Source organism: Thalassococcus profundi, assembly GCF_003344785.1.
In the GTDB taxonomy this organism is placed as follows: Bacteria; Pseudomonadota; Alphaproteobacteria; order Rhodobacterales; family Rhodobacteraceae; genus Puniceibacterium; species Puniceibacterium profundi.
In genome coordinates, this window is sequence record NZ_QPMK01000005.1 from 270,115 (window position 1) to 285,090 (window position 14,976).

Annotated in this window: 18 protein-coding genes; 4 read left to right on the plus strand and 14 right to left on the minus strand. The window is 64.3% G+C overall.

What is annotated here, in order from left to right; genetic code table 11:
- The first annotated feature begins 97 nt into the window (after positions 1 to 97).
- Positions 98 to 1,249 (plus strand): acyl-CoA dehydrogenase family protein, encoded by a 1,152-nt coding sequence (locus DU478_RS09580; RefSeq protein WP_114510730.1) that lies wholly within the window; start codon positions 98 to 100, stop codon positions 1,247 to 1,249.
- 206 nt (positions 1,250 to 1,455) lie between these two features.
- On the opposite strand, the gene arsJ is transcribed toward DU478_RS09580, so the two are convergent.
- The 9 genes from arsJ to DU478_RS22880 form a co-directional block, all read right to left on the minus strand.
- Positions 1,456 to 2,709, minus strand: coding sequence for an organoarsenical effux MFS transporter ArsJ (arsJ, locus tag DU478_RS09585; protein WP_267897099.1), 1,254 nt, complete (start codon positions 2,707 to 2,709; stop codon positions 1,456 to 1,458).
- Positions 2,706 to 3,704, minus strand: a complete 999-nt coding sequence (locus tag DU478_RS09590; protein WP_114510731.1) for an ArsJ-associated glyceraldehyde-3-phosphate dehydrogenase — start codon at positions 3,702 to 3,704, stop codon at positions 2,706 to 2,708. The genes arsJ and DU478_RS09590 overlap by 4 nt, the downstream gene beginning before the upstream one ends.
- Positions 3,701 to 4,540 (minus strand): metalloregulator ArsR/SmtB family transcription factor, encoded by an 840-nt coding sequence (locus DU478_RS09595; protein ID WP_114510732.1) that lies wholly within the window; start codon positions 4,538 to 4,540, stop codon positions 3,701 to 3,703. Before DU478_RS09595 ends, DU478_RS09590 begins: the two co-directional genes overlap by 4 nt.
- A gap of 118 nt (positions 4,541 to 4,658) precedes the next feature.
- Positions 4,659 to 4,811, minus strand: coding sequence for a hypothetical protein (locus DU478_RS22875; RefSeq protein WP_158545764.1), 153 nt, complete (start codon positions 4,809 to 4,811; stop codon positions 4,659 to 4,661).
- 114 nt (positions 4,812 to 4,925) lie between these two features.
- The gene (locus tag DU478_RS09600; RefSeq protein WP_114510733.1) at positions 4,926 to 5,648 is read right to left on the minus strand and encodes a gamma-glutamyl-gamma-aminobutyrate hydrolase family protein; all 723 of its coding nucleotides are present in this window, start codon (positions 5,646 to 5,648) and stop codon (positions 4,926 to 4,928) included.
- A gap of 8 nt (positions 5,649 to 5,656) precedes the next feature.
- Positions 5,657 to 6,622, minus strand: a complete 966-nt coding sequence (locus DU478_RS09605; protein ID WP_114510734.1) for an amidoligase family protein — start codon at positions 6,620 to 6,622, stop codon at positions 5,657 to 5,659.
- A 13-nt stretch (positions 6,623 to 6,635) separates the two neighbouring features.
- Positions 6,636 to 8,300, minus strand: a complete 1,665-nt coding sequence (locus DU478_RS09610; RefSeq protein ID WP_233501180.1) for a sensor histidine kinase — start codon at positions 8,298 to 8,300, stop codon at positions 6,636 to 6,638.
- Positions 8,301 to 8,367: 67 nt separating this feature from the next.
- On the minus strand, positions 8,368 to 8,925 hold the full coding sequence (locus DU478_RS09615; RefSeq protein WP_114510736.1) for an RNA polymerase sigma factor: 558 nt from the start codon (positions 8,923 to 8,925) through the stop codon (positions 8,368 to 8,370).
- The gene (locus DU478_RS22880) at positions 8,922 to 9,089 is read right to left on the minus strand and encodes a NepR family anti-sigma factor (protein WP_158545765.1); all 168 of its coding nucleotides are present in this window, start codon (positions 9,087 to 9,089) and stop codon (positions 8,922 to 8,924) included. The genes DU478_RS09615 and DU478_RS22880 overlap by 4 nt, the downstream gene beginning before the upstream one ends.
- A gap of 121 nt (positions 9,090 to 9,210) precedes the next feature.
- Between DU478_RS22880 and DU478_RS09620 the strand changes: the two genes are divergently transcribed.
- Positions 9,211 to 10,011, plus strand: coding sequence for a response regulator (locus DU478_RS09620; protein ID WP_114510737.1), 801 nt, complete (start codon positions 9,211 to 9,213; stop codon positions 10,009 to 10,011).
- Positions 10,012 to 10,124: 113 nt separating this feature from the next.
- Here the strand turns inward: DU478_RS09620 and DU478_RS09625 are convergent, their stop codons facing one another.
- Together DU478_RS09625 and DU478_RS09630 are read right to left on the minus strand one after the other, a co-directional pair.
- Positions 10,125 to 10,289, minus strand: coding sequence for a DUF1328 domain-containing protein (locus DU478_RS09625; protein WP_114510738.1), 165 nt, complete (start codon positions 10,287 to 10,289; stop codon positions 10,125 to 10,127).
- A gap of 21 nt (positions 10,290 to 10,310) precedes the next feature.
- The gene (locus tag DU478_RS09630) at positions 10,311 to 10,499 is read right to left on the minus strand and encodes a PLD nuclease N-terminal domain-containing protein (protein WP_114510739.1); all 189 of its coding nucleotides are present in this window, start codon (positions 10,497 to 10,499) and stop codon (positions 10,311 to 10,313) included.
- Between the two features lie 189 nt (positions 10,500 to 10,688).
- Between DU478_RS09630 and DU478_RS09635 the strand changes: the two genes are divergently transcribed.
- A complete protein-coding gene (locus tag DU478_RS09635) occupies positions 10,689 to 10,943 on the plus strand; it encodes a PepSY domain-containing protein (protein ID WP_114510740.1) in 255 nt (84 codons plus the stop codon).
- A 102-nt stretch (positions 10,944 to 11,045) separates the two neighbouring features.
- Here DU478_RS09635 and DU478_RS09640 read toward each other — a convergent pair whose 3' ends face one another.
- From DU478_RS09640 to DU478_RS09650, 3 genes are all read right to left on the minus strand, one after another.
- Positions 11,046 to 12,449, minus strand: coding sequence for a TRAP transporter large permease (locus DU478_RS09640; protein ID WP_114510741.1), 1,404 nt, complete (start codon positions 12,447 to 12,449; stop codon positions 11,046 to 11,048).
- Positions 12,449 to 13,078 (minus strand): TRAP transporter small permease subunit, encoded by a 630-nt coding sequence (locus DU478_RS09645; protein ID WP_114510742.1) that lies wholly within the window; start codon positions 13,076 to 13,078, stop codon positions 12,449 to 12,451. The genes DU478_RS09640 and DU478_RS09645 overlap by 1 nt, the downstream gene beginning before the upstream one ends.
- A 76-nt stretch (positions 13,079 to 13,154) precedes the next feature.
- Positions 13,155 to 14,168 (minus strand): C4-dicarboxylate TRAP transporter substrate-binding protein, encoded by a 1,014-nt coding sequence (locus tag DU478_RS09650; protein WP_114510743.1) that lies wholly within the window; start codon positions 14,166 to 14,168, stop codon positions 13,155 to 13,157.
- A 462-nt stretch (positions 14,169 to 14,630) separates the two neighbouring features.
- Here DU478_RS09650 and DU478_RS09655 point away from each other — a divergent pair.
- Positions 14,631 to 14,976, plus strand: a 346-nt coding sequence (locus tag DU478_RS09655) for an acetyl-coenzyme A synthetase N-terminal domain-containing protein (protein WP_325048094.1), incomplete at its 3' end; no start/stop codon positions are given.

A 14,976-nucleotide genomic window follows, 5' to 3' on the forward strand; every position in this document is an offset into this window, starting at 1 on the left:
ATTGCCCCGCGTGTCGGGAACGTGAACGGGCGCGAGCGGGCGCTTGGGCTTGGCGGATGCTTGGCGTAGGGTCCGTGAAAACCACTCCGAGGACCTCATGACCGATCCCCACCAGGACCTGCGCGACGCGATCCGTGCGCTTTGCGCGACCTTCCCGCCCGAATATCACCGCCGCATCGACGAAGAGCGCGGTTATCCCGAGGAATTCGTCGCGGCCCTGACCAAGGCCGGCTGGCTCGCGGCCCTCATTCCCGAGGAATACGGCGGTTCCGGCCTGGGCCTCAGCGAGGCCAGCGTCATCATGGAAGAGATCAACCGCGCCGGCGGCAATTCCGGCGCCTGTCACGGGCAGATGTACAACATGGGCACGCTGCTGCGGCACGGCTCGGCCGCGCAGAAAGCGGAGTACCTGCCGAAGATCGCCGCCGGAGAGCTGCGCCTGCAAAGCATGGGCGTGACCGAACCCACGACCGGCACCGACACGACCAAGATCAAGACCACCGCCGAGCGCCACGGCGACCGCTATGTCATCAACGGCCAGAAGGTCTGGATCAGCCGCATCCAGCATTCCGACCTGATGATCCTGCTCGCCCGGACCACGCCTTTGGCGGAGGTCACCAAGAAGTCGCTCGGCATGTCGATCTTCCTCGTCGACCTGCACGCCGCCATCGGCAACGGCCTGACTGTCAAGCCCATCCGCAACATGGTCAACCACGAGACCAACGAGCTGTTCTTCGACAATCTCGAGATTCCAGCGGAAAACCTTATCGGCGAGGAAGGCATGGGGTTCCGCTACATCCTCGACGGGCTCAACGCCGAACGCGCGCTGATTGCCGCGGAATGCATCGGCGACGGGCTGTGGTTCATCGACAAGGTGACCGCCTACGCCAAGGAGCGCGAGGTCTTCGGCCGGCCCATCGGCCAGAACCAGGGCGTGCAGTTCCCCATCGCCGAGGCGCATATCGAAGTGCAGGCGGCCGGGCTGATGCGCGACCGCGCCTGCGCCCTCTTCGACGCGAACCTGCCCTGCGGGACCGAAGCGAACATGGCCAAGTATCTCGCCGCCAAGGCCAGCTGGGAGGCCGCCAATGCCTGTCTCCAGTTCCACGGCGGCTTTGGTTTTGCCACCGAATACGATGTGGAGCGCAAGTTCCGCGAGACGCGGCTTTACCAGGTGGCGCCGATCTCGACCAACCTGATCCTGAGCCACGTGGCCGAGCACGTGCTGGGGCTGCCGCGGTCGTTTTGAAACAGCGTGGGCAAAGTCGTGACAGCGCCGAACCGCGGGGTGGCACGGATTCAAGCCGAAGGCGCCGTGCCTGCGCCGACCCGCCCCCCGGGGCGGCGCTTTGGCTGAGCTAGGCGCAGAGCTGCCGCTGTGTGCGGATGTGGCGAGCATAAAGTTGCTAGCGGCGCGGTCCGCAGCGCCACCCCGCGGGTCGGCGCTGGCACCGCTTACCCCGCCCGCAGCTTTCCCGCCGCCAACGCGCTCAGCCCGACCATCACGCCCGCCGTGGCCAGGCACAAGGCCACGCCGCCAAGCTGGTAAGTCAGCCCCGACAGCAGCGTGCCCAGCAGCCGCCCGGCTGCGTTGGCCATGTAGTAGAACCCAACATCCATCGTGACCCGCGCGCCGGTGGTAAAGGACAGGATCAGGTAGGAATGCAGCGATGAATTGATGGCGAAGATCGCGCCGAAGACGAGCAGCCCCGCCACCAAAGCCACCGTGAGCCAATCCGCCGGCGCCCCCGCCGCCCAGACCAGCGCCGCCAGCACCAGCGGCACACCCGTCAGCGCCAGTGCCCAGCCGCGCGCGGCGCGAACGAGGTCGGCCTCGGGGCGCGTATCGGCGCGCAGCAGCCGTGGCGCCCAGCCCTGAACCGCTCCGTAAAGGATGGTCCAGACCGCCATGAAGCTGCCGATCAGGAAGAACGCCGCGCGGTTGCCCGCCTCGGATCCGTCCGACAGCACCGCGTAGAAATAGATCGGGATGCCGACGACGAACCAAACGTCCCGCGCGCCGAACAGGACCACCCGCGCCGCGCTCAGCCAGTTGACGTTGGCGTTCTTGGAAAACACCTCGCGGAACTTGGCGTCCTTACGGCCCACCGGCAGGCCCGTGGGCATCCGCAGCACCACCGCGAGCAGGATCAGCGCCAGCACCGCCGCCATGCCCAACACCGACGGAACAAACCCCGCCAGCGCCAGCAGGCCCGCGCCCAGCAGGAAGCCCAGGCCCTTCACCGCGTTCTTCGACCCGGTGAGCAGCGCCACCCAGCGGAACAGACCACCCTGCGCGGACGGCGCCAGCAGCTTGACCGCGGACTTGGAGCTCATCTTGGCCAGATCCTTGGCCACGCCGGACGCGCCCTGCACTGCCATGACAAAGACCACCGACGCCGTTATCGACCACGCGGGGTCAAGCTGCGCCAGCGCCAGCAGCGCCGCCACCTGAAGCCCTAGCCCCGCATAGAGCGTCGAGGTCAGGCCGAAACGCGCCGCGATCCAGCCGGCGCAGAGGTTCGTCACCACGCCGGCGATTTCATAAAGCACAAAGAGATAGGCCAGCTGCACCGGCGAAAAGCCCAGCGTGTGAAAGTGCAGCAGCACCAGCATCCGCAGCGCGCCGTCGGTGAGCATGAAAGCCCAATACGCCGCGGTCACCGCGATATAGGCCGGGAGGCCCTCGGGCCGGGTGGCAGCGGTCACAGCGACGCCCCCACCATCCGCGCCACGTCCACCAGCCGGTGCGCATATCCCCATTCGTTGTCGTACCAGGCGTAGACCTTTACCTGCGTGCCGTCCGTGACCATGGTCGACGGCGCATCGACGATGCTCGAGCGCGGGTCGTTGGTGTAATCGGTCGACACCAGCGGCCGCTCTTCATAGCCCAGGATGCCGTTCAGCGGCCCCTCTGCGGCGGCCTTGAAAAGCCCGTTGACCTCCGCCGCATCGGTGGCGCGCTCCACCTCAAAGACGCAATCGGTGAGCGACGCGTTGAGCAGCGGCACCCGCACCGCGTGGCCGTTCAGCTTGCCGGTGAGTTCCGGGTAGATCAGCGTGATCGCCGTGGCGCTGCCGGTGGTCGTCGGGATCAGCGCGTTGAGCGCGGATCGCGCGCGGCGCAGGTCCTTGGCAGGCCGGTCGACGATGGTCTGGGTGTTGGTCACGTCATGGATTGTCGTGATCATCCCGTGCTTTATGCCCAGGTTCTCATGTATCACCTTCACTACCGGCGCGAGGCAATTGGTGGTGCAGCTGGCGGCCGTGACGATCCGGTGCGTGGCCGGATCGTAGATGTCGTGATTGACCCCGTAGACGATGTTGGCGACGCCCGGATCCTTGACCGGGGCCGAGACGACGACCTTCTGCACCCCGGCGTCGAAATAGGGCTGAAGCTTGGCCGCGGTCTTGAACACGCCGGTGCAGTCGATCACCACGTCGACGCCGTCGAGCGGCAGGTCCTCGATCCGGGATTTCCCATGGCAGGCAATACGTTGCCCGTCGATGCTGAGGCTTATGTCATCCGCCGAAAACGCCGCGGGCCAGCGCCCGTGCACCGTATCGAACTCCAGCAGATGCGCATGCATCGCAGGATCGCCTACCGCGTCGTTGATCCAGGCGATCTCGGCCCCGCTTTCCAGCAGCGGGCGCAGCGCCAGCTTGCCGATGCGGCCCAGTCCGTTCAGGGCGTAAGTGGTCATGCGCTCTCTTCTTTCAGGTGTGCGATCTCGTCGACCCGCGCCTGCAGCGACAACCGGTCGAGGCTGTCCAGCGGCAGCGCCGTGAAGAGTGCGATGCGGTTCCGCAGCGCGCCATAGGCCTGCTGGAAGGCCAACTTGCGCTCGGCTTCCGTCCCGGTCGCCTTGACGGGATCGGGCTGGCCCCAATGCGCCGAAATCGGCTGCCCCGGCCAGGGCGGGCAGTCCTCGTTGGCGGCCCGGTCGCAGACGGTAAAGACGAAATCCAGCACCGGCGCGCCCTCGCCCTGGAATTCGGACACATGCTTGGCGCGCAGGCCGGACACGTCATGGCCCTTGGCCTCGAGCAGGGCGACGGCCTGCGGGTTCAACTCGGACCGCGGCTGCGTCCCGGCGGAACAGGCCTCGAAGCGGTCGCCCGCCAGGTCGCGCAGCAGGGTTTCGGCAAAGATCGACCGGGCGGAATTGCCGGTGCAGATGAAGAGTACGCGGTATTTTCGGTTGGTCACAGGATGTTCCCCCGGAGCATGAAGGAGACCCGGCAGACATTGCGCGGGTCGGTTGCGGCAGCAATCGGCCAGGACGTAGGTCAGAAGGTCACCCGCCGCTTCGACATCGGCGCTGTAGAGCAGCGATGTGCCCTGCCGCTGCTGGCGGATCAGACCCGCCTCGCGCAGCGCCGACAGGTAGACCGACAGGGTCGAGGCGCGCAGGTCCAGCACCTGCGCGATCTCTCCGGCGGCCAGCCGGTCGGGATAGCGGCGCATCAGCAGGCGAAAGATGGCCAGCCGCTGCGGGTGGCCAAGCGTTGCAAACAGGTAGGTGGGCTCTATTTCCATATTTCGTGAAATACCGAAGTTTTGTATCGGCAATATGACACGCGCACCCTCCAGGCAAGAAAAAAGCGGCCCCCTGATAGGGGACCGCCTTCTGTCGAGATGGGGGGAGGGAAACCGCCTAGTGGCGTGATAGCCTGTCGTCCTGACGTTGGCTGGAGCGTTGTCTTTCGCTCCGGTCGGTCAAATCCTGCCGTCTCCGGCCGGTCATGGCCAGGATCAAGGCCGCTATCAAAAAGAGGCCGGTCAAACCCCCGACAAACACGTCGGTCATTGCACTCTCCTTGTCTACGTTCACCGGATCAACGCGAAGGGGGTGCGCCGGTTCCGCCAAAAGCTGCGAAATCGGGGTATACTGTGGCATTCCGGAAACAGGGGTGTTGCGCGGCTACCCGCTGCGCCGCGCGGCTTCAAGGTTGGCTTCAGCTTCCGCGGCCTCGAGCTGGCCTGTGCTGGCCATGCGGGCGCGGGCCGCTTCGACAAGTGCCTTGAACAGACGCCGGTGGGCGCGGCGGTAGAACAGGTGTTCCGGGTGCCACTGAACACCGAGCGCAAAGGGATCACGGATGCGTTCGATGGCCTGGACCATGCCGCCCTCGTCCCGCGCCACGGCCCGAAGCCCGCGGCCCAGCTTGTCCACCGCCTGGGTGTGCAGGGCGTTCACGTCCAGGCATTCGCGGCGCGTCACCCGATAGATGAGGCTGTCCTCGGTGAGGGTCACGCGCTTCTTGGGCAGGATCGTCTTGACGAAGCGGGAGTTGTAGACGCTGTAGGCTTCCTGGTGCAGCGTGCCGCCCAGCACGACGTTGAGCATCTGCGAACCGCGGCAGATCCCGAGGATCGGCAGGTCGGTGTCGAAGGCCGCGCGCAGCACGCTGCTTTCCATCTCGTCGCGGTCGGGATCAAGCCGGACGCCCATGCGCAATTCGCCGCCATAGAGCGTGGGCGCGATGTCGTCACCGCCGCCGATGATCACGCCATCGACCGTCGCCACGTCGACAGCCTCGCGGCTTTGCCAGCGCACCGCGCGCCCGCCGGCCAGCCAGACGTTCAGCGCCATCAGCGGATAGACCCGCCAGCCCGAGCGCCGGGACACGGTGACACCGATCATCGGCCTGCTCAATGTCCTGCCTCCTCGATCAGCTGGCGCGACCGCTTGGCCCAGTCGCCACGGGTGGTCAGAAGCGCGTCGCGATGGTCGCGCCAGGCGTTCCGCAGCCTGTCCATCAACGCATCATCCCCGGCGATACGCTCGACCCAGACCCAACGGTTCCATTCCAGCGCCAGCGACCAGTCGGCTTCGTCGATGCGGCAGTCGGGCAGGCGCAGGTGGAAAGTCGGGCGGCCCTTGACGCCGGCAAGGTCCAGTTTTTGCGCCACCCGGTCGCGGTCGAGATGGGTGAAGAGCGCAATCATGTCGAGCGCATAGTTCCGCGAGGCCGCATGGTGCAGATAGAGGTCGATCAACCCGGTCAGATCGGCGGGCGGATCCTTGACCAGCGCGTCGATCAGGCCGCGCGGATAGGGATCGACAAAGGGCAGCACCCGCCGCGACAGGTCGATATGCGCATCCTCGCGCAGGCAATCCTCGGCGAGGGCGAAGGCGGTGAGCACCGGCAGGATCGCGTCGATGGTGGGCGACGTGATCTCGGGATTGAAATGCACGCCGAAGCCCAGGAACAGCCCGGCGCGCGTGCCCGTGGCCCCTGCCCCGCGCAGCGCGTCCATCAGGTGGTCGAGCCGGGCAATCTGCAGCGGCGAAACCGGTTCGGTGACGATCTCGACGGGCACGACACTGCCCGCGAGTTCGCGCATCCGCCCCGCCAACCCGTCCTTGGCCTCGTTCAGGAAGCGGCTGTCGAGATAGACCTCGATATCGCCCACCTCTGTTCCGGAGACCAACTTGCCCCTCTGCGCCTCCTGCACCTTGCCGCCAAAGGTGTCGGCCACCAGCCGTGCCACGTCCTCTTCGGGCAAGCCGCCCAGTTCGATTTCGACACCGACGCGGCGCGCGGCGCCTGCGGCGGTCTGCGGCCGCGGCAATGGCGCGATCTCCGGGCGATGCGGGTGGTCCTGCGCGTTCATGGGCGGGGGCCTCTCAGTAATCCACGACTTCGGGTTTGAAATCCGACAGCTGGAACTGCACACGGACACGGTACAGACCCTCGCTCACCTCCTGCGTCAGCTCGCCGCCCAGCTGGGTGGCAAAGGCGCGGATCAGACGGTTGCCGAGACCGGGTTCGCCATGGGTCGGGTCGCTTTCTCCGCCGCAGGTGTTCTCGATCACGATCTCCGCCTCGCGCTCTGCCAGCTTGCGGAACCGTACGGCCAGCCGCTGCCGACCGGAGCCGTCGGGCGCCATGTAGGTGCTGGCGTTGGTCAGCGCCTCTGCGGTCAGCAGCGACAGCGGCACCGCCTGGTCGGGATAGACCTCGATATGTTCCAAGTCGAGATCGACCGTCGTTTCGCCCTCTCCGTCGTCACCGGCCAGCGCCATCTGGCGGATCAGGTCGTCGAGCAGGCGGCCCGCGTCCACATGCCCCAGGTCCTCGGTCAGGTAAAGGTTGCGGTGGATGGTCGCGAGACTTCGGATCCGGTCCTGCAAGCGCCGCAGCACCTGCCGTGTCTCGGTCTCGTCGCTCTGGCGGATCTGCATGTTCATGATCGACGAGATCAGTTGGAGGTTGTTCTTGACCCGGTGATGCACTTCCTTGAGCAGGATGGTCTTTTCGCGCAGCGCATTTTCAAGCTGGGCCTCGTCCTGCAGGATGGCATCGGCCATGTGCAGGAAATCGCTTTCCATGTCGCGCAGTTCCAGCGCCATGTCCCCGGTCACCGCCCCCTGCGGCACGCGCCGCGTGCGGGCAAAGGCGCGCATCTGCTGGCCAAGCGTGCGGATGTGGCGGATGACCAGGCGGTTGATGGCAAGGAACGCAACGATCACGCTGGCCGCCCACATCACCAGCGGCAACGCCTGCGTCATCCAGTTGACCTCGACCGCGGTGGCGGCACGGCTGTCCAGCGGCCAGATGCTGATGGCGTAAACCAGCCCCGAGACCAGCGGCGTCACGGCAAAGATACGTTCCTGCCCGTCCACGCTGCGGGCGCGGAAGCTGTGTGCCTGCACATCCACCAATTCGGAGAGGTTCACGGTTTCGGGCAAGAGCCGCTGCGATTCCGAAACCGGCGACCGCGACGACAGCACCTGCCCCAGGTGATTGAAGGTAAGAAGCTCCGTCAGGTCCTGGTCGAGCGGAAGCGTCCCTTCCTGCCGCAGACCGGAGGTCGGCAGCGACAGGGTCACGTAGCCGGAGAATTCGCCCTTGCGAAAATACGGCTCCGACACGATCAGCACCGGCGTCTCGCTGATCGCGGGCGAGTCGTTGCGCGACACCATGGCGCGCGGCGCTTCCATGCGGCGCTCGAAATTCGGCACCCTGCGCAAATCGAGCGGGCGACCGACGCTGCTGCAGGTCACCAGCCCGGATCGGGGCAGAAACCCTACGAAGCTGTAAACCGAATTGGCGTTGATAAAGGTCCGAAGCCGCGCCGTACACTGGTCGCGCAACTCTTCGGCCAGATCTGTGGACGCGCCAATGGCTTCTGCATTGCCCAGAGCGCGCAGGATCGTTTCACGTTCGCCGGACGCGGCGGCGTCGGTCAGCGTGACAAGGCTCAGTTCAGTGCGGATGCGGGTTTCGCGGTTGAGTTCGGACGTCTGGAGATAGGCAACGACGCCAAGGGGAATCAGCGTGATCGACAAGAATCCGATGATCCGTGCCGCCAGTCCGCTGGGGACCGGCCGTGGGCCTGCCGATCCGATCATTGTGTCAACCGACCGAGGCCGGCCTGTTGCCCGTCACCACCGCCATTGTCGCTCCATCCGTCATCTCCAGCGCCTCGTCCGCGTTGAGATGCATCAACTCGGCGAGTCGGGCGCGGGCCCGGTTCGTTCGGCTCTTGATCGTGCCGACGGCGACGCCGCACATGTCGGCCGCTTCCTCGTAGGAAAAGCCTGACGCCCCGACAAGGATCAAGGCCTCGCGCTGTTCGTCGTTGAGCTTGGCGAAGGCGATCTTGAAATCCGACATCTGCAAGCGGCCGTCGTGGGCGGGCTTTTCCGACAGGCTCTCTGTGTGGACGCCGTCGATATCCGCCACTTCGCGTCCCGCCTTGCGCCGGTTCGAATAATAGGTGTTGCGCAGGATGGTGAACAGCCAGGCCCGCATGTTCGTGCCGGGCTCGAACTGGTCAATCTTCGTCCATGCTTTCACCAGACTGTCCTGAACCATGTCGTCAGCCAGCGCGCCGTTGCGCGTCAGGCTGAGTGCGAAGGCTCGGAGGGCTGGGAGATGCTGGACGATTTCGTCGCGCGGATCTCCGCTCATTTCGCGTTCCCGCCTTTCTTACTGGCAGATTCCTGCTCTTTGAGTTGCGTCAACAGATCGAGGAAACGATCCGGCACCTTCTCTTCGAGCATATCTTGGTAAACGCGCTTTAGGTTTTCGTCGATCACTTGGCCCTGCCTCGTCTTGTCGTTATTCTGACTCATGATAATCCTTGCAGCTGCCTTCACACCGTAGGACGCGTTATCGCACATCACATGCGTTTTCCGGGAACCAACTGCCATTCGCTGCGTTTGGTTCCAGAAAAAATGAAAAGAAGGACCAATTATGACACAGGTCGACCTGAGCAGCGAAATCGGCGCGGCACTTCCCTATCTTCGCCGGTATTCTCGTGCGCTCACCGGCAGCCAGACCAGCGGTGACAGCTACGCCGCGGCCACGCTCGAGGCGGTCCTTGCGGATCGTTCCATGGTGGCCGAGGCGAGCGGTGCGAAAGCTGGGCTTTTCAAGGTATTCCACGGCATCTGGGTAACCACGGGCGCGCCCACGATCGATGAAGACGACGGACCCCGGGCCGCCGCGCAAAGGCATCTGCAAAAGCTGACGACGAACAGCCGCGAGGCGCTTTTGTTGCACACCATCGAGGATTTCAGCGTTTCGGAAGTCGGCGAGATCATGCAGATCGGCGATGAAGAAGCGTCGCAGCTGATCGACGTGGCGCGTCAGGAAATGGCGGACCAGATTTCAGGTCGCGTTTTGATCATCGAAGACGAAGCGATCATCGCGATGGATCTCGAAAGCATCGTTGCAGACCTCGGCCACCGAGTCACCGGTGTGGCTCGCACCCGCGACGGGGCTGTCAAGCTGGGCGCATCGGACGTTCCGGACCTGATCCTCGCCGACATCCAGCTGGCCGACAATTCGTCGGGCGTCGATGCCGTCAACGATCTGCTGCGCGAGTTGGGACAGCGCCCGGTGATCTTCATCACCGCCTTCCCCGAGCGGCTCCTGACGGGGGAAAAGCCGGAACCGGCGTTTCTCATCTCCAAACCCTACTCCGAAGACCAGGTGCGCTCGGCGATATCGCAGGCGATGTTCTTTTCGTCGACGGAAACGCTCAAAGCCTGAAGCACACAGGTCTCGAGAAACTAAAAAAACGCGCCGGATCGTCCGGCGCGTTTTTCGTTGTCCGCTCCGGTCACCGACATGAGGGAAAAGCGGTGACCGGACGGATACGAGGATCACACCTTGCGCACGACCCGCATGATCAGCGTGGCCACGAACAGGATCAGGAAGATCACGAACAGGATTTGCGCGATCCCGGCAGAGGCCGAGGCGATGCCGCCAAAGCCGAACACGCCGGCGATGATGGCCACGATGAAAAACAGAACAGCCCAGTACAGCATTGTCTTACTCCTGAGTATGGCTCAGACGGTGCGCGCGCTGCGCGGTCCGAACAAGAGCCAGATGATGAAGCCGAGGATCGGCAAAACGAGGATCAGCAGAGTCCACAGAACCTTGGCACCCGTGGACCGGTTGCTGCCGAGAACCGAAACGATTGCCCAGATATCCAGAGCCAAGACAATGAGGCCGCCCAATCCGGCATATTCGAACATGTGCAACTCCTTTGTATTGGTCCCGGGGGCTTCCGCCTCGGGGTAACTGAAATGCTAACGTCGCCACGGTCCTCCGGGTTCCCGCCGACCGCCCCTCTCAGAAATTAAGACGCGCTTCTTAGCGTTTAAGAATAGTGCCTTGGCACGATCGGCGCTTTTGTACGGGCATACACATTCAGGAGGTTCACCATGTTCAAACCCGTTGCTGCCGCCGCCTTCGGCCTTGCCGTTCTCGCCGGCCCCGCCCTTGCCGATGACGATCCTACCGAAGAGCAGGTGAGCCAGATCATGGAGATGCTGGCGGGAATGGAGTGCGAGATGGACCCCGGCGATATCGAGATGGAAGACGGCGGGTTCGAGCTTGACGACGTCTATTGCGCCGATGGGCAGTACGATATCGACCTCGACGCCAACATGCAGATCACCAACAAGCGCGCGGAATAAATTCCGCTCCACGCCTCCGCGCCGCCGCTCCCTCGGCGCGGTTTGCCCGCCGGACAGCTTCTCCCTGTCCGGCGGTCGCGTTTTCGGGGATCGGTCAGCCGATCAGGACGCCAGCGACGGCAGCCAGAGCACGATCCACGGGAAGGCCACCAGCAGCGCGATGGTCACGCCATCCGCCAGGAAGAACGGCATCACCCCGCGGAACACGTCCTGCACGCTGACATCGTCCCGCACCCCCGCCACCACGAAGCAGTTGAGCCCGATGGGCGGCGTGATCAGGCAGAATTCGGCCATCTTGACCACCAGGATGCCGAACCAGATCGCGCACATCGTGCCGTTCATGCCGAAGGCGCTGTCGTCGGCGCTGACGAACTCTCCGCCGTTGAGCGCCATGACCGCCGGATAGACCACCGGCAGGGTCAGCAAAAGCATCCCGATGGCGTCCATGAACATCCCCAGCACCGCGTAGGCCAGCAGGATACAGATCAGGATCAGCATCGGCGAATAGTCGAGCGAAGTGATCCAGTCCGAAAAGGCGCTTGGCAGATCGGCGAACCCCAGGAAGCGCACGTAGATCAGCACGCCCCAGATGATCGAGAAGATCATGACCGACAGCTTTGCCGTCTCCAGCAGTGCGTCCTTGAGCTCGGGCCAGCGCATGCCGCGAAAGACCGCCATCAGGAAGACGATGAAGGCGCCGATGGCCCCGCCTTCGGTCGGCGTGCCCCAGGCGTCGCCGCCGAAGGGGTTGTAGACGAACCCGATGATGATCAGCACCACCGCCACGATGGGCAGCGCCGGCGGCAGCGACTGGAACCGCTGGCGCCAGGTGAACCCTGTGACCGGCGGGCCGAAGCCCTTGATCGTCAGCGCCAGGATGACGATCAGCGAGGTGTAGACGAAGGCCGAGAACACGCCGGGGATAAAACCCGCCAGCAGCAGCTTGCCCACGTCCTGTTCGACGATGATCGCGTAGATCACAAGGATCGCCGAGGGCGGAATGAGGCTCGCCAACGTGCCCGCCGCCGCCACGACGCCGGCCGCGAAGCGCTTGTCATAGCCCACCGCCAGCATTTCCGGGATCGCGATGCGGGCAAAGACCGCCGCCGTCGCCACGCTGGCCCCCGACACCGCCGCAAAGCCCGCCGTGGCAAAGACCGTGGACACCGCAAGCCCGCCCGGCACCCAGGCCACCCAGCGTTTCGCCGCCTCGAAGAGCGCCCGGGTCAGGCCCGCGTAATAGGCAAGGTAGCCGATCAGGATGAAGGTCGGGATGAGGCTCAACGCCTGGCTCGCCACCTTGCCGTGGGGCACCTGCCCCGCCGTCTTGACCGCGACGGTCAGCGCCCAGGCGAATTCGGCAGCCTCGTAATCCTTCTTCTCCCAGAAGATCCAGACCAGCCCCACGACGCCCGCAAGCGCCGCCGCGAAGGCCACGCGCATGCCCAGCACCACAAGCACCAACATGCCGCCTGTGACCCAAAGTCCAATCTCTACCGGTGTCATCAGTCGCGCCCCTGGATATGCTCGGCCTCGGCCGCCGCTTGTTCCGCCACCGATTGCACCAGCGGCACCGCAGCCGGGGTCTCGTCACCCCGGATAAACGCCCGGCCATACCCCCAGATTTGAAGCACCAGCCGCACCGACATCACCGCAAAAGCCACCGGCACGACAAGTTTCGCCGGCCAGAGCGGCAGGCCGATGTCGATGGTGCTGTCCCGGCTCCACATCGGGCGCGACATGTCGAAGCTGCGGTCGAAATGCGCCCAGGACCCCCAGACCAGCGCCAGGATCAGGATCAGGATGCCGATGGTGGTGATGAACTCCACCGCCCACAGCACCCGGCCCTTGAGCTGTCCGACCACGATGTCCATGCGGATATGACCGCCGTCGCGCTGCACGTAGCTGACGCCGAGGATGGCGATCAGCGGCATGAAGGTCTCGATCCAGTCCACGTAACCCGGCAGGGGCTCGTTGAAGCCGTTGCGGCCGGTCACGGACACAACCGCCAGCACCATGAGGCCAAAGGCGAAAATCCCCGCGATCAGGGCAAAGAAACGCTCCAGCCGGTAGAGTTTCCGGTCGAGAAAACTCAACGTGCTGTCGTCGCTCAGGACGGTGGACGAGCCGGCCATGGGGTCGCTCTCCTTATGTGGGGATAGTGGTCAGGCAAAAGGCCCCGGCGCGGTGCCGGGGCCTCGCGCGCCGCGATCAGTTGCTGGCGCGGGTCTGTTCCAGCGTGCTGTTCACCAGGTCCAGCAGTTCCTGCCCCGGAATGCCCTGCGCGGTCATTTCCTCGACCCAGGTGTCCGAGATCGATGCCGTCGCTTCCCGGAATGCGGCCAGTTCCTCGTCCGAGATCGTGACCTTCTCGACGCCCTTCTCCTCGAGCACCTCGTCCCAGCGCTGCAAAAGCTCGCCGTAGTTCTCGAGGTAATAGTCGATGGCTTCAGGCACCGAGCTGTCCAGCGCCTCGCGCTCTTCGTCGGTCAGGCTCTCGTAGGCGTCGATGTTGACCACAACCGGGCAGTTCACCGTGCCGGGGTTCAGGTTCTCGGTCCACCAGGCCGCCTGGTTGATCGTGCCGAAGCTCAGGTGCGCGTGCTGGGCAAAGGCCACGGTGTCGACGACACCGGATTCCATCGCCTGGTAGGCTTCGGAGCTGGTCACCGAGGTCGGCACGCCGCCCACGGCGCGGAAGGCTTCGCCCAGCCCGCCGGTGGCACGCACGCGCATGCCGTCGAAATCACCCAGTTCGTCACGGGGCTCTCCGGTGCCGACGAGGTTGTACTGCGGCATCGGCGAGGTCATCAGCATCTTGGCGTTCCACTGCGCCATTTCCTCGGCCACGGCGGGGTGGTCGTAGACCGCGTGGCTCACCGCCACCTCTTCGTCGAGGTTACGGACACCGAGGAACGGCAGTTCGAGCACTGTGATCGCGCGGTTCTTGTCGGCATGGTAGCCGGCGCAGAATTGCGCCATCTCGAAGGCGCCGATGCTGATGCCGTCGAGGTTCTCGGTGTTCTTCGACAGGCCGCCGTAGCTGATGTTCATGGTGAATTCGCCGTCGGTCTTTTCCTCGACCAACTCGGCCAGCTTGTGAACGTGCTCGGTGAAGGCCCGGCGTTTGCCCCAAAGCGAGACATTCCATTCGGTGGCCATGGCCTCGGTGGCGAAGGCGGTGCTGATGGCGGCGACGGTCAGCTTTGCTGCGATATTTTTCATCTTTCTCTCTCCCTGTGGTGGCGGTTGGCCCGCCTGACGCGAAGAAACTAGAGGATACGACCGAAGGTGCAAGCTTCGATCTGGAGCGCGTTGGCGCTAACCGAGTCGCCGGTCCAGCGGACCTGTTAGCGCCGGTCAAGGCAAGCCGTTCCATTTTGCCGCACCCACTCGCGCTAAAGTTGTGCTTGCTGGCGTCCCCTGCATCGGTCCGGCCCGTTTTGAGCAACGCTTCGCAAAGCGCCTGATTTCAAGGCTTTACCTTAAGTCAGTCAAGGATGTTTACAATTGGAACGATAATATCGCAAATTATTAACAAAATAATTCATATTTTTCATGCCCTTGTTTATTTTGTTTCCAGAAGCTGTATCTTCCCCGTCAACGATCTCATCGCGCGTTTGCCTGCTTTGGCGGCACCGCTCCGGTTTCGCCAAGGCAGGCGCGCGTATCTGACGGAGGACAGACATGACAGATCAATCGAACACGCCCCAATCGCAAACCTATTCGCCAAGCGCGGAAGTTGTGAAGAACGCCCATATCGACGCGGCGCGGTACGAAGAGATGTACGCGGCGAGCGTTGCGGACCCTGAGGCGTTCTGGGCCGAGCATGGCAAGCGGATCGACTGGATCAAGCCCTTCTCGACCGTCCAGAACACCGACTTCACCCTGGGGAAGGTCGACATCAAGTGGTTCGAGGACGGCACGCTCAACGTCGCGGCCAACTGCGTCGACCGGCATCTCGAGACCCGCGGCGACCAGACCGCGATCATCTGGGAACCGGACGATCCCAAGGACGACGCCAAGCACATCA